Annotated in this window: 12 protein-coding genes; 7 read left to right on the forward strand and 5 right to left on the reverse strand. The window is 66.8% G+C overall.

What is annotated here, in order from left to right; all coding sequences use genetic code 11:
* Positions 1–169: 169 nt before the first annotated feature.
* The 7 genes from H9L41_RS18295 to H9L41_RS18325 all read left to right on the forward strand — a co-directional run bounded on the left by H9L41_RS18295 (position 170) and on the right by H9L41_RS18325 (position 7,404).
* Positions 170–508 (forward strand): DUF2917 domain-containing protein, encoded by a 339-nt coding sequence (locus tag H9L41_RS18295; protein ID WP_028445368.1) that lies wholly within the window; start codon positions 170–172, stop codon positions 506–508.
* Between the two features lie 363 nt (positions 509–871).
* Positions 872–1,555, forward strand: a complete 684-nt coding sequence (locus tag H9L41_RS18300; RefSeq protein WP_028445369.1) for an RDD family protein — start codon at positions 872–874, stop codon at positions 1,553–1,555.
* Positions 1,552–2,508, forward strand: coding sequence for a stage II sporulation protein M (locus tag H9L41_RS18305; protein ID WP_028445370.1), 957 nt, complete (start codon positions 1,552–1,554; stop codon positions 2,506–2,508). The genes H9L41_RS18300 and H9L41_RS18305 overlap by 4 nt, the downstream gene beginning before the upstream one ends.
* Positions 2,498–4,069, forward strand: a complete 1,572-nt coding sequence (locus H9L41_RS18310) for a DUF4129 domain-containing protein (protein WP_028445371.1) — start codon at positions 2,498–2,500, stop codon at positions 4,067–4,069. Before H9L41_RS18305 ends, H9L41_RS18310 begins: the two co-directional genes overlap by 11 nt.
* Positions 4,066–5,208, forward strand: a complete 1,143-nt coding sequence (locus H9L41_RS18315) for a DUF4350 domain-containing protein (protein ID WP_034606363.1) — start codon at positions 4,066–4,068, stop codon at positions 5,206–5,208. Before H9L41_RS18310 ends, H9L41_RS18315 begins: the two co-directional genes overlap by 4 nt.
* Positions 5,198–6,181, forward strand: coding sequence for an AAA family ATPase (locus H9L41_RS18320; protein ID WP_028445372.1), 984 nt, complete (start codon positions 5,198–5,200; stop codon positions 6,179–6,181). Before H9L41_RS18315 ends, H9L41_RS18320 begins: the two co-directional genes overlap by 11 nt.
* Complete coding sequence (locus H9L41_RS18325; protein ID WP_187523529.1) at positions 6,178–7,404, forward strand: DUF58 domain-containing protein; 1,227 nt, start codon at positions 6,178–6,180, stop codon at positions 7,402–7,404. Before H9L41_RS18320 ends, H9L41_RS18325 begins: the two co-directional genes overlap by 4 nt.
* A gap of 453 nt (positions 7,405–7,857) precedes the next feature.
* On the opposite strand, the gene H9L41_RS18330 is transcribed toward H9L41_RS18325, so the two are convergent.
* From H9L41_RS18330 to H9L41_RS18350, 5 genes are all read right to left on the reverse strand, one after another.
* Positions 7,858–8,550 (reverse strand): hypothetical protein, encoded by a 693-nt coding sequence (locus H9L41_RS18330; RefSeq protein ID WP_157461900.1) that lies wholly within the window; start codon positions 8,548–8,550, stop codon positions 7,858–7,860.
* A gap of 5 nt (positions 8,551–8,555) precedes the next feature.
* A complete protein-coding gene (locus H9L41_RS18335; protein ID WP_028445374.1) occupies positions 8,556–9,305 on the reverse strand; it encodes a substrate-binding periplasmic protein in 750 nt (249 codons plus the stop codon).
* 139 nt (positions 9,306–9,444) lie between these two features.
* The gene (locus H9L41_RS18340) at positions 9,445–10,992 is read right to left on the reverse strand and encodes a SpoVR family protein (protein WP_187523908.1); all 1,548 of its coding nucleotides are present in this window, start codon (positions 10,990–10,992) and stop codon (positions 9,445–9,447) included.
* Positions 10,993–10,999: 7 nt separating this feature from the next.
* Positions 11,000–12,271, reverse strand: a complete 1,272-nt coding sequence (locus tag H9L41_RS18345) for a YeaH/YhbH family protein (protein WP_028445376.1) — start codon at positions 12,269–12,271, stop codon at positions 11,000–11,002.
* 85 nt (positions 12,272–12,356) lie between these two features.
* A complete protein-coding gene (locus tag H9L41_RS18350) occupies positions 12,357–14,279 on the reverse strand; it encodes a PrkA family serine protein kinase (protein ID WP_028445377.1) in 1,923 nt (640 codons plus the stop codon).
* Between the last annotated feature and the right edge of the window lie 211 nt (positions 14,280–14,490).

Below are 14,490 nucleotides of genomic sequence, written 5' to 3' on the forward strand. Positions count from 1 at the left end.
ATCTTGCGCCGCAGCATGGAGCCGGCAAAGAAACAGTTGGCCCCGAAAACGACCGTGACAGTTCCGGTCGGCGGCCGACTGTCCCGTACCGGACAGTGACAGTCTGGGTCTGAACCGCTCGCTGTCCGGCGCGTAATCTGGCCCCATCCCACCACCGCCGGAGGCCGCCATGAAACGCACCCATCACTCCCTGCAACGCGACGCCCTGCTGACCCTGCCGGTGCCGGCCGGCGCCGTGATCCGGGTCGAGCACGGCGCGATCTGGTTCACCATCGGCGGTAACGCCGACGGTGGGAACGCCGTCTTCGGCCTGGCCGCCGATGCCGAGCACGGCGCTGCCGACGTGGTGCTCGGCCGCGGCCAGCAGTATCGGCTGCTGGCCGCCGATACCCTGCTGCTGCAGGCGCTGGCGCCCTGCCGCTTCGAGATCGTCGAGCCGGCTGCCGGCCGGGCCGAATGGCCGCTGAGGCTGCGCCGCTTCAGCGCGCAGTTGTTCGGCCTGGCCTGAGCATCGGGTACGTCGTACCGTTGAAGCAGACCCCATCCCCACCCCAGCCCTCCCCTTGAAGGGGAGGGAGCAAATCGCGGTTGCTTGAACGATCGCAGACGGCCGCGCCGTCGCTGCATGGCTCCTCCCCCTTCAAGGGGGAGGCCGGGTGGGGGATGGGGTTACGCATAGGACCTAACCCGTCCCGACCGACTGCCCAAGCCCTTCCCACTCTGGCTAGAATGGCGCCTTTGCATCCGTCCGGACGGATGCGGACCGCCATGGCCAGGGAGGGCTGCGCGCGATGTTCCACACCTCCGCGGCCGCTCGCGCTGCGATCACCTCGCCGTTCCCCTTGCCGTCGACCCGGGGCGCCGCCGCCTGATGCTCGACGGCCGCCTGTCCCTGCTCACTCCCGAAGGCGTCAGCCTGGCCCTGGTGCCGGCCGGCCCGGCGCGCCGCGCGCTGGCCTGGGCCATCGATTTCGTCATCTGGCTGATCGCGCTGTTCGTCTTCGCCATCGCCCTGCGCTTCGCCATCGGCAGCGGCGGCCTCAACGAGGGCATCTTCCTGGTCGGCCTGTTCGTCAGCTACTGGGGCTACCCGGTGCTGTGCGAGGTCTATTTCGGCGGCCGCACGCTGGGCAAGCGCTGGCTCGGCCTCGAAGTGGTGCGCGCCGACGGCCTGCCGGTCGGTTGGCGCGAATCGGCCACCCGCAACCTCTTGCTGGCCGCCGACTTCCTGCCGCTGTGCTACGCCGCCGGCCTGGTCTCGATGCTCACCGATCCGCAGTTCCGCCGCCTAGGCGACCTGGTGGCCGGCACGCTGGTGGTCTACTCGGCCAAGCCGCGGCCGCGCCAGGCCGCGCTCGACGCGGCGCCGATGCCGCTGCCCTTCCCGCTCGATCCCGAACAGCAGCGCGCGCTGATCGACCTGATCGAGCGCGCCGAACGGCTGCCGCTGTCGCGCCGGCTCGAGCTGGCCGACCTGGCCGAGCCGCTCACCGGCCTGCGCGGCGAGGCTTCGCTGGAGCGGCTGCGCGCCTACGCCGCGGGGCTGACGCGATGAAACAGGCCCAGTTCGAAGCCCAGCACGCCGCGCTGTGGGACGAGGTCGCCGTCCTGGTCAAGGGCAGGCAGGGCGATCCGCGCCGGCTGCCGGCGCTGTACCGCCAGCTGTGCCAGAGCCTGGCGCTGGCGCGCCAGCGCGGCTACTCGCCCTTGCTCACCGAACACCTGCACGGCCTGGTGCTGGCCGCCCACCGCCGGCTCTACGGCACCCAGCCGGAGCGGCCGCTCACGCTGCGGCGCTGGCTCGGCGTCGAGCTGCCGCGCCGGGTGCGCGAGGAATGGCGCCTGCTGCTCTTGGCCTGCATCGCCTTCTGGGGCGTGGCGCTGGCGGTCGGCTTCCTGGTCTGGTACCAGCCGCACTGGGCCTACAGCTGGATGGACTGGCAGCAGCTCAACGAATACCGCCAGATGTACGACCCCGGCCACGACCGCGTCGGCCGCAGCGGCACCGGCGACGACGTGAAGATGTTCGGCTTCTATATCTGGAACAACGTCTCGATCTGCTTCCGCACCTTCGCCGGCGGCCTGTTCGGCGGCGTGCCGGCGCTGGTGAGCCTGGTCTACAACGGCATGCACGGCGGCGTGGTGGCGGCCTGGCTGTCGCGCGACGCGTCCACCGCCACGGTGTTCTGGTCCTTCGTGGTCACTCATTCGAGCTTCGAGATCACTGGCCTGATCCTGTCCGGCGTGGCCGGCATGCGGCTGGGCCTCTCGCTGATCCGGCCCGGCCGCTTCGGCCGCCGCCACTCGCTGGAGGCCGCCAGCCGGCGCATGTTCCCGGTGCTGGTCGGCGCCGCGCTGCTGACCGTGCTGGCCGCCTTCTTCGAGGGCTTCTGGTCGGCCGCCGGCGCCATCCCGCCGGCCGCCAAGTTCACCGTCGGCGGCCTGTGCTGGGCGCTGGTGATCGGCTTCTTCGCCTTCGCCGGCAGACGGGGCCGCCATGCAGCTTGAACGCCTGCAGCTCGATCTGCGGCCGCGGCCGCACTGGCAGGCGATCGACCTGGGCCTGGCGCTGCTGCGCCGCTCGGCCGGCACCGCCTATGCCGCCTGGCTGGCGCTGTGGCTGCCGCTGCTGGCGCTGACCGCGCTGCTCGGCTGGTTCTTTCCCGAGGAGGCCGGCTGGCTGTGGCTGCCGGCCTGGTGGCTGCGGCCACTGCTGGAGCGGGTGGTGATCTACGTGCTATCGCGCGCGGTGTTCGACCAGCAGGTGAGCTGGCGCGAGGCGCTACGCGCCTGGCCGCGCCAGCTCGGCGGCGGCTGGTTCCGCCTGCTCACCTGGTGGCGGCCCTTCATGCCCGGCCGCGGCCTGTACCAGCCGATCTGGCAGCTCGAGCAGGCGCGCGGCAAGTTCGCCGCCGACCGCCGCCGGGTGCTCGGCCGCGACGGCACCGGCGCCGCCGCCTACTGGTTCGGCCTGGTCTGCGCGCATTTCGAGGTGGTGCTGCAACTGGGGCTGATCTCGCTGATCGGGGTGTTCACCTCCTCGCCCGAGGCGGTCAACCCGCTGTGGATGTTCTTCGACAACGAGGCGGCCCAGTCGCCCTGGCTGGTCCAGCTCGGCGTGCTCAGCTACGGCGTCTCGATCGCGGTGATCGGGCCGATCTACACCGCCTGCTGCTTCACGCTCTACCTGAACCGCCGCGCCGCGCTCGAAGCCTGGGACATCGAACTGATGCTGCGCCGGCTGGCCGCCCAGCCGAAATCCCAGCCGAAGTCGGCCGCGCGTGCCCCGCGCCAGGCCGGCTGGCTGCTGCCGCTGCTGCTCGGCCTCACGCTGCTGCAGCCCGAGCCGGCACGGGCCGCCGAAGGCCAGTGCGAGCCGCCGGAAGAGTCCGTCGCCTACCTCAAGGAACGCAAGCCGCCGCATGACGTGGCGCAGCAGCAGCTGCGCGCGCGGCTCGACCGGGTCTATGCCGACGACGACCTGCGCGGCTACCGCTGCCAGGAGACCTGGGTCCTGAAGAACAAGGGCGAGGAGAAGAAGCCCGAGGACAAGCGCCGATCGCAGGTACAGGCCCCGCCCTGGCTGGCCGAACTGGTCCGGGTGCTGCTGATCGCGCTGGCGGTCGGCCTGGTCGGCTGGCTGCTCTACCGCTATCGCGACCAGTTGGCCGAGCTGTTGCCGCGCCGCGGCGGCAAGCCGCTGCCGGCCGAGATCGCCGGGCTCGACATCCGGCCCGAATCGCTGCCGGACGACGTGCCCGGCCAGGTGCTGCAGCTGTGGCGGGCGGACGAGCGCCGCGCCGCGCTGGCCCTGCTCTACCGCGCCACGCTGTCGCGGCTGGCGCATCGCCACGGCGTCGAGCTCGCCCGCGGCGCCACCGAAGGCGACTGCCTGCGCCAGGCCGAGCGCGCGCACGGCAGCCAGCGCATCGACGCCGCCGTGCTCGCGCTGGTGCGCAGCGTCACCCGCCAATGGCTGGACGGCGCCTACGCGCTGCGCTGGCCGGCGGACGAAGCGGTCGAGGCCGCCTGCGCCGCCTGGCGCGATGCCTTCGGAGCCGCGCCATGAGGCTGAATGCAAGCACCGTGCTGACGCTGCTGGCCTTGATCGCGGCCGGCCTCGGCGGCTGGTGGTGGTCGCAGAATATGGAACGCGCCTGGCGGGCCGAGCCCTACCTGTCGGAGGCGGCCGGCGCCGATCCGATGCTGGCGGCGGCGCGCTTCCTGCGCGGCGAAGGCCTGGCCGTGGCCAGCCACGACAACCTCGACACCGCGCTGCGCCAGCCGCTCGATGCCGGCGCGCTGTTGATCGCCAACAACGCCAACGTGATGACGCCCGAGCAGGCCGACCGCCTGCTGCGCTGGGTGGCGGCCGGCGGCGTGCTGATCAATACCGCCGACACCGAGATCGAGGACGGGAACGACGAAGACCCGGACGAGGTAGCGCCGCTGAGCCACCGCTTCCGCACCTGGCTCGACTTCCGCCGCGAAAAGAACACCGAGCCGGTGCCGGTGCGCCTGCCCGGCACCGCCTACCCGCTGCTGATCGACCGCGGCTCCGCCTGGCTGAAAGCCGAGAAGGACGCACCGGTAGCGACCGGCGGCGACGCGGCCGGCGAGTTCGTCCGCGTCTATCGCCACGGCGCCGGCCACCTGGTGCTGCTGAGCGCCATGCCGTTCGACAACGACACGCTGCACCGGCGCGATCACGCCGAGCTGCTGCGCACGCTGGTGCGGCTCGGCCCGGCCAGGCCGGTCTGGATCGTGCAGGGCCTCGACATGCCGCCGTGGTACGAGGCGCTGTGGCACCGCTTCCCGCTCGGCATCGTCGCGCTCGGCCTCACCCTGCTGATCCTGCTGTGGCGCGCGCTGCCGCGCTTCGGCCCGCTGCTGCCGGCGCCGGCCGGCGAGCGCCGCGCGCTGCTCGAGCACATCGACGCCAGCGCGCGCTGGCTGTGGCGCGCCAAGGGCGGCCGCGAGCTGCTGCTCGGCGCGCTGCGCCGCAGCGTGATCGCCCGGCTGGGCCGCCGCTCGCCCGAGCTGGCGCGGCTGTCGCCGGCCGAGCTGGCCTACCGGCTGGCCCACCGCCATCAACTCCCTCAGCGCCTGCTCGAGCAGGCGCTGCTGCAGCCGGCCGCATCCCAGCCGGCCGAATTCGTCCGCCAGATCCAGACCCTCCAGTTACTGAGAAACCGCCATGAGCGATAACGCCGCCGTCGATAACCGTTTCAGCCAAGCCGTCGAGATCGTCCGCCGCCTGCGCGAGGAGATCGGCCGCGCCGTGGTCGGCCAGGCGCCGGTGGTCGATCAGGTGCTGGCCTGCTTCCTGGCCGGCGGCCACGTGCTGCTCGAGGGCGTGCCCGGCCTGGGCAAGACGCTGCTGGTGCGCGCGCTGGCCAAGACCTTCGCCGGCGAGTTCTCGCGCATCCAGTTCACGCCCGACCTGATGCCGGCCGACGTGATGGGCCACGCGGTGTTCGACCTGAAGAACCAGAGCTTCACCATCCGCCGCGGCCCGGTGTTCACCAACCTCTTGCTGGCCGACGAGATCAACCGCGCGCCGGCCAAGACCCAGTCGGCGCTGCTCGAAGTGATGCAGGAACGGCAGGTCACCATCGAGGGCGAATCGCAGACGCTGGCCGCGCCCTTCATGGTGCTGGCGACGCAGAACCCGCTCGAGCAGGAAGGCACCTACCCGCTGCCCGAGGCCCAGCTCGACCGCTTCCTGGTCAAGGTGCTGATCGACTACCCGAGCGCCGCCGAGGAGCTGGCCATGCTGCGCATGGTGACCCAGGGCCGCATCGGCGACGGCCTCGAGGTGGCCGGTGTGGCCACGCTGATCAAGCCGGAGACGGTGAACGCGCTGCAGCAGCTGGTCGCCCAGGTGCGCGTCGACGACGCGGTGGCCGACTACGCCGTGCGGCTGGTGCGCGCCACCCGCGACTGGCCCGGCATCGCCATCGGCGCCGGCCCGCGCGGCAGCATCGCGCTGGTGCGCGTGGCCCGCGCGATGGCGCTGCTGGCCGGCCGCGACTACGCCACGCCGGACGACATCAAGGCCGCCGCCCTGCCGGTGCTGCGCCACCGCATCGCGCCGGCGCCCGAGAGCGAGCTCGAGGGCCTGGGCGCCGACGCGCTGCTGGCCGCCCTGCTCGAGCAGACCGCCGCCCCGCGCGCATGACGCCGTCGCGCCTGCTCCTCTGGCTGCTGTCCGGCTGGGCCGCGCTCGGCTTCGCCGCCGGCCTGCTGGCGCCGCTCGCCACGCTGTGGTGGGCGCTCGGCGCCGTGCTGCTGCTGGCCATGGCGGTGGACGCCGCGCTCGGCTGGCGGCTGCCCCAGCTGCGGCTCGAACGCCAGCTGGCCGGCGTCTGGCCGGTCGGGCTGTGGGGCGACGTGACGCTGACGCTGCACCACGAAGGCGGCCGGCGCATCGAGCTGGCGCTGTTCGACGACTACCCGACCGACTGGGAGCTCGAAGGCCTGCCGCATGCGACCGCCCTGCGCAGCGGCCGCTACGTCCGTTTCGTCTACCGGCTGCGGCCGCCGGCGCGCGGCGATGCGCGCTTCGGCGCGGCCCACCTGCGCGTCGGCTCGCCGCTGGGGCTGTGGCTGCGCCACGGCCGGCTCGGCGAGGCGAGCGAGGTCAAGGTCTTCCCCGATTTCTCCAAGATCCTCGGCCATACGCTGACCGCCACCGACCAGCGCGTGCCGCAGCTCGGCAGCGTGCGCAAGCGGCGGCGCGGCGAGGGCACCGATTTCCGCCAGCTGCGCGAATACCGCGTCGGCGACAGCCTGCGCGCGATCGACTGGAAGGCCACCGCGCGCCAGCTCAAGCCGATCAGCCGCGAGTACCAGGAGGAACGCGACCAGCAGGTGGTGTTCCTGCTCGACTGCGGCCGCCGCATGCTGGCGCGCGACGGCGACACCTCGCACTTCGACCATGCGCTCAACGCCATGCTGACGCTGGCCTGGGTGGCGCAGAAGCAGGGCGACGCGGTCGGCGTGATGAGCTTCGGCGGCGAGCCGCGCTGGCTGCCGCCGCAGAAGGGCCGCGTCGGTCTCGACCGGCTGTTGACCGGCGTCTACGACCTGCAGGCCGTCGAGGCCGCGCCCGACTACCTGCTGGCGGCCGAAGCGCTGCTGAACCGCCTGCGCAAGCGCGCCTTCGTGGTGCTGATCACCAATCTGCGCGACGAGGACGACATGGCGATGCGGCAAGCGCAGCGGCTGCTGTCGGGCAAGCACCTGGTGCTGTGCGCCAGCCTGCGCGAATCGGCGCTGGACGAGGCGCAGGCGGCGCAGGTGAACGATTTCGGGGGGCGTTGCGGTTGGCGGCGACCGAGCATTACCTGGCGGAGCGGCAGGAAGCGATCCGGCGGCTGGGGATGCCGGCGCATAGCTTGATCGATGTGACGCCGCAGAAGCTGACGGGGGCGTTGGTGGATCGGTATTTGGAGATTAAGGAGAGTGGGCAGCTGTAGAGCTATTTGCCCGCGGCGGTCAATTAATCGAAGTCGGCATTAAACTTACCCAAGCTACCGAATGGGGGCCAATAGAATCTTCATCAGAATAAGCCACCATGGTATTTCGGCACCTCCTCCCCACCAATACCACCCCACGAAACATGTCACACAGGCAATAAATATCAGCACCTCTTTCTTGATCAAGCTCTTAAACCAATACAACATATGAATTCAGAGAACCTCGATTATGCTACGCTGGAAACAACCACTCGGAAACCAACAGGCAGGGCAAGTTCGTAGCTTGGGCTGAGCACCACGAAGCCCAACAATTGCGCGGTAAACGTCGAGCTTCATTTCATTTAGCTCAATACATGCCCTTCACTCAGCCCCATCCTTACGGCGCAATCATTACAAATGGCAATGATTCAGCCCGCACCTCAATACAGAGATATTTGAAAGCACCATAACTTTTCACATTGACTGATGTATAAGATCGCCACTGCAGAGCATAAGCACCAGAAATAGTGATTTCAGCTTCGCGCCCCGGATATGTAGAAGAGACATCCTCTCCCCAAGCGAGAGAAGTGGGCACTTGTCGACCGTCGTTCATTGCAAATGCAGCATATTTACACAATGAATTGACTGGAGCCTTCCAATATGCACTGTCATTCGTAAGAAAGAGGGCATATCCAATACGCCGCGGGCCTCCCGCAACGAAAGTCTCGATTCGGCTGATGTCCTTATAAAAATCGTAGCGACCAATGTTTTGCCCTGCCTGATTCACAAGAATGAATTCTTCCTCCCTGATCGTGCATTGTAATGCACGAGTTTTATACTTGAGCTCAATACCGAAGTGCATTGAGTTTGACCTAGCCAGCAAGTCCAAGTATGTACTCCCAACAGGTGTACGAAGAGGTACCTCAAGGCGAATATCAAACTCAGAAGCCATCATCTGCAACTCCCATGCGAAGGCGTGTTGCAGGTCCGCTTCGGAATGGAAGATTGGCCGATATTTTGCCAGTCTAAGCATAACCTGTTCAGGTATTGAATCGACCAACGAACTCTCAAGCACGATGTGATTTGGCATTCTTATCATTTATATCGGTCCAAAATCCTCTGATAAGTCCCATTCTTCCTGATCACCTCCATCGCCCCCCGCCACTGCTTGATCTCGATCTGCGACACATCGGGCGACCCCGCCAGAAACAGGTCCTGATCCAGCAACGCCGCCCCATACCGCAACTCGCGCGGATCGTAACCAACCCGGCGATACACCACCGGCGCCACGATGCTGGTCGCCACCCAGATATCGATGCGCCCGGTCGCCAGCTTGCGCGCATTGGTGTCCTCGTCGACGCCGGCCTCGACGTTCAAGAGGCCGTTGCGCTTGAGGATCGGCTCGGCCGGGCTGCCGCGCAGCACGCCGACGCGCTTGTCGGCCACCTGGACGAAGTTCGAGATGTCGATGCCGGGTCGCGCGATCAGCACGATCTGCGACTGCATCACCGACACCAGCCAGGTGAACTGCTTCTCGCGCTCCGGCGTGCGGCTGACCGGGAAGATGCCGAAGTTGGAGCCGGTCTTGGCATCCTCGATCGCCCGCTTCCACGGCCGGAATTCGAACTGCGGCGAACGCTTCATCACCTGGCACATGGCCGCGATGATCTCCAGCCCGACGCCGGTCTGGCGGCCGTCGATCTCGGTGATGATCGGCGGGATGTCGCCGCCGATCAGCTTCACCGCGCCGCCGTCGGCCCGCAGCGGCAGGGCGCCGGCGAGCAGGACGAGGGCGAAGGCGAGGCTGGTGCGGAGGACGGCGCTGCGGCGGAAGCGATGGAGCATGGCGGATGCCTGTGGAGGAGGTGTTTCGAACGGATTCCGGCCCGACGGATCGCGGCCGGCGCGCACCAGGCGCAACGGATGTGATTATTTTATATACCGTACGACAGGCACGGTTCAAGCACACCGGCGGGCGCCGCGTTCAACCGTGCCTTTTTTCCATCTTGCATTCGTAGGTCAGGATCACCCGGCCGTCCGGATCGCAGCTTTCGAGCTTGACCGAGAAGCCCCACAGCCGCGCGATGTGCTTGAGCACCTCGTGCACCGTGTTGGCCAGCGGCCGCCGGTTCTGTTGGGTGTGGCGCAGCGTGAGCGAGCGGTCGCCGCGCGTCTGCACGTCCCAGACCTGGATGTTCGGCTCGCGACTGGACAGGTTGTACTGCTCGGCCAGCTTGCGGCGGATGTCGCGGTAGCCGGCCTCGTCGTGGATCGCGCTCACTTCGAGCTTGGACTCGTGGTCGTCGTCCTTCACCGCGAACAGGCGGAAATCGCGGATCAGCTTGGGCGACAGGTACTGCGCGATGAAGCTCTCGTCCTTGAAGTTCTTCATCGCGAATTCGAGCGCCGGCCGCCACGGCGTGCCGGCCAGGTCGGGGAACCACTGCCGGTCCTCCTCGGTGGGCACCTCGCAGATGCGCTTGATGTCGCTGTACATGGCGAAGCCGAGCGCATACGGGTTGATGCCCGAGTACCAGCGGCTGCTCACCGGCGGCTGGTAGACCACATTGGTGTGCGAATGCAGGAACTCCATGATCGCGCCATCGGTGATCAGGCCCTCGTCGTACAGCCGGTTCATGATGGTGTAGTGCCAGAACGTGGCCCAGCCCTCGTTCATCACCTGGGTCTGCCGCTGCGGGTAGAAGTACTGCGCGATCTTGCGCACGATGCGCACCAGCTCGCGCTGCCACGGCTCGAGCAGCGGCGCGAACTTCTCGATGAAGTACAGCAGGTTCTCCTGCGGCTCGGAGGGGAAGCGCTTGCGCTCGACCTTCTCCTCTTCCTCCTGCCGCCGCGGCAGCGTGCGCCACAGCTCGTTCACCTGGCTCTGCAGATAGGCTTCGCGGTCGGCCTGGCGCGCCTGCTCCTCGGCCACCGAGAGCTTGGGCGGCCGCTTGTAGCGGTCCACGCCGTAGTTCATCAGCGCATGGCAGCTGTCGAGCAGCTCCTCGACCGCGTCGATGCCGTAGCGCTCCTCGCACTGGCGGATGTAGTGCCGGGCGAACACCAGGTAGTCGATGATCGCGCTGGCGTCGGTCCAGGTGCGGAACAGGTAGTTGCCCTTGAAGAAGCTGTTGTGGCCGAAGGCGGCGTGGGCGATCACCAGCGCCTGCATGGTGATCGAGTTCTCCTCCATCAGGTAGGCGATGCAGGGGTTGGAATTGATGACGATCTCGTAGGCGAGGCCCATCTGGCCGCGCTTGTAGCCCTTCTCGGTCTGCAGGAAGTGCTTGCCGTAGCTCCAGTGGTGGTACATCACCGGCATGCCGACCGAGGCGTAGGCATCCATCATCTGCTCGGCGGTGATCACTTCGAGCTGGTTGGGATAGGTGTCGAGCTCGAAGTCGGCCGCGATCCGCGAGATCTCGCCGTAATAGCGGTCGATCAGCTCGAAGGTCCATTCCGAGCCGGTCGACAGCGGCCCCTTGCTCTTCTGGGGCGCTTGCGCTTGGCGCTGGTAGGCATCACCGATGGATGGTTCATGCGTGGGCCGCCGCTTTCTTGAACAGGTCGCGAAACACCGGGTAGATATCGGCCGGATTGGCGATCTTGCGCATCGCGAAGTGCGCGCAGGCCGCCTTCACCTGTTCGTACTCCATCCACAGGTTCTGCGGCTCGCCCTCGGTGATCTCGATATAGGCGTAGTACTGCGTCAGCGGCAGGATGTCGCCGAGCAGGATCTCCTTGCAGGTCACCGAATCGCTGTCCCAGTTGTCGCCGTCCGAGGCCTGCGCCACGTAGATGTTCCAGTCCTGGGTCGGGAAGCGCTCGGCGATGATCTTGTGCACCAGCTTGAGGGCCGAGCTGACCACCGTGCCGCCGGTATCGCGGGCATGGAAGAAATCGTGCTCGTTCACCTCGGCGGCCTGGGTGTGGTGGCGCACGAACACCACGTCGATCTTCTCGTAGGCGCGCGTCAGGAACAGGTAGAGCAGGATGAAGAAGCGCTTGGCGGTGTCCTTCTTCTGCTCGTCCATCGAGCCCGACACGTCCATCACGCAGAACATCACCGCCTGGGTGTGCGGCCGTGGCACCTTCACGCGGTTGCTGTAGCGCAGGTCGAACGGATCGATGTAGGGAATGCCGAGGATGCGGGTCTTGAGCGACTTGATCTCGTCGCGCAGCGCGTCGACCTCGGGGTCGCCCTCCTCGCGCGTCTCGAGCAGCACGTCGAGCTCCTCGCGCGCCTCGTTGAGCCGCGCCATCGGCCCGGCCGTCAGCGCGATGCGGCGGCCCAGCGCGCCCTTGAGCGAACGCACCACGTCGATGTTGGACGGCGTGCCGTCGGTGCTGTAGCCGGCGCGGATGTTCTTGAACGCCTGGGTCGCGGTCAGCTGGGTCTTGACCAGGTTGGGCAGCTCGAGGTCGTCGAAGAAGAAGTTGAGGAATTCCTCGCGGCTGAGCTCGAACACGAAGTCGTCCTCGCCCTCGCCGTCCTGCGAGGCCTTGCCCGAACCGCTGCCGCCGCCGCCCTCCTCGGGCCGGTCGATGCGGTCGCCGCGCGAATATTCCTTGTTGCCGGGGTGCACGCTCTCCCACACCCCGCCGCGGGCATGGCCGAACACCGGTTCGGACACGTCCTTGACCGGGATCGACACCTTCTCGCCGGTATCGATGTCGGTGATCGAGCGGCCTTTCACGGCGCGCGCCACCGCTTCCTTGATCTGTCCCTTGAAGCGGCGCAGGAAGCGTTCGCGATTGATCGCGGACTTGTTCTTGCCGTTGAGCCGGCGGTCGATGAGGTGAGCCATTGCAAGCCTTGTGCAGACCGCGCCCCGAGCGGGCGAAAGGCGGAACCCGGGCTCTTACGCGCGCAGGCCCCGCGCCGTCATGTCCTTAGGACGACTTCCTCACCCGCAGGTACCAGTCGCACAACAGGCGCACCTGCTTGGCGGTGTAGCCCTTGGCGACCATGCGGTTGACGAAGTCCTCGTGCTTCTTGGCATCTTCCTGACTGCCCTTGGCGTTGAAGGAAATCACCGGCAACAGTTCTTCGGTATTGCTGAACATCTTCTTCTCGATCACCGCCCGCAGCTTTTCGTAGCTGGTCCACAACGGATTCTTGCCGCCGTTGTTGGCGCGCGCGCGCAGCACGAAGTTGACGATCTCGTTGCGGAAGTCCTTCGGATTGCTGATGCCGGCCGGCTTCTCGATCTTCTCCAGCTCGTTGTTCAGCGCATTGCGGTCGAAGCTCTCGCCGGTGTCCGGGTCGCGGTATTCCTGGTCCTGGATCCAGAAGTCGGCGAAGGTCACGTAGCGGTCGAAGATGTTCTGGCCGTATTCCGAATAACTCTCCAGGTAGGCGGTCTGGATTTCCTTGCCGATGAACTCGACGTAGCGGCCGGCCAGGTATTCCTTGATGTAGGCCAGGTAGCGCTGCTCGGTCTCGGGCGCGTACTGCTCGCGCTCGACCTGCTGCTCGAGCACGTACAGGAGGTGCACCGGGTTGGCCGCCACCTCGCTATGGTCGAAGTTGAACACCTTGGACAGGATCTTGAACGCCCAGCGCGTCGACAGCCCGTCCATGCCCTCGTCGACGCCGGCGAAGTCGCGGTACTCCTGGATCGACTTGGCCTTCGGATCGGTGTCCTTGAGGTTGTCGCCGTCGTAGACCTGCATCTTCGAATAGATGCTGGAGTTCTCCGGCTCCTTGAGCCGCGACAGCACCGAGAACTGCGACATCATCTTCAGCGTGCCTGGGGCGCACGGCGAATTGGCCAGCGAGGAGTTGCGGATCAGCTTCTCGTAGATCTTCACCTCCTCGGATACGCGCAGGCAGTACGGCACCTTCACGATGTAGATCCGGTCGAGGAAGGCCTCGTTGTTCTTGTTGTTCTTGAACTGCTTCCACTCGGACTCGTTCGAGTGGGCCAGCACGACGCCGTCGAACGGGATCGCGCCGAAGCCCTCGGTGCCCTTGAAGTTGCCTTCCTGCGTGGCGGTCAGCAGCGGGTGCAGCACCTTGATCGGCGCCTTGAACATCTCGACGAACTCGAGCAGGCCCTGGTTGGCCAGGCACAGGCCGCCCGAATAGCTGTAGGCGTCCGGATCGTCCTGGGCGTATTTCTCGAGCTTGCGGATGTCGACCTTGCCGGTCAGCGAGGAGATGTCCTGGTTGTTCTCGTCGCCCGGCTCGGTCTTGGAAACGGCGATCTGCTTGAGCACCGACGGATAGCGCCGCACCACGCGGAACTGGTCGATGTCGCCGTTGAATTCCGACAGCCGCTTCACCGCCCACGGGCTGGGGATGCACTTGATGTAGCGGCGCGGGATGCCGTATTCCTCTTCGAGGATCGGCCCATCTTCGGCATCGTTGAACAAGCCGAGCGGCGACTCGTTCACCGGGCTGCCCTTGATGCAGTAGAACGGCACCTTCTCCATCAATTCCTTGAGCTTCTCGGCGATCGAGGACTTGCCGCCGCCGACCGGGCCGAGCAGGTAGAGGATCTGCTTCTTCTCCTCCAGCCCTTGCGCCGCGTGGCGGAAGTAGGCCACCACCTGCTCGATGACCTCCTCCATCCCGTAGAACTCGCGGAAGGCCGGGTAGACGCGGATCAGCTTGTTGGCGAACACCCGCGACAGCCGCGGCTCGTTGCGCGTGTCGACCATCTCGGGCTCGCCGATCGCCATCAGCATGCGTTCGGCCGCGGTGGCGTAGGCAGCCGGATCGCGCTTGCACAGATCCAGGTACTCGCGGAGGCTCATTTCCTCCTCGCGGGTACGGTCGTAGCGGCTGCTGAAGTTGGCGAAGATATCCATGGCAATCCCTCTCGGCAGATGTCGCAACAGCGGACTCAAGGTTTGGAACCGTGCGCAGGCAAAAGTTCGCGCGAGGAAGTAGGTGGGAGGCTGTTCTGGCTATGCGCTGCAATTCCGGTATAGCGCACCGGTCGGCCGGTCGCCATCACGCATTGGCCCGACGATCCAAAACTTGCCAAGAGAACGTGCGTTCACTACAGTAGTGAACAAA

Origin of the sequence: Chitinimonas koreensis (assembly GCF_014353015.1) — a bacterium.
Classification (GTDB): Bacteria; Pseudomonadota; Gammaproteobacteria; order Burkholderiales; family Chitinimonadaceae; genus Chitinimonas; species Chitinimonas koreensis.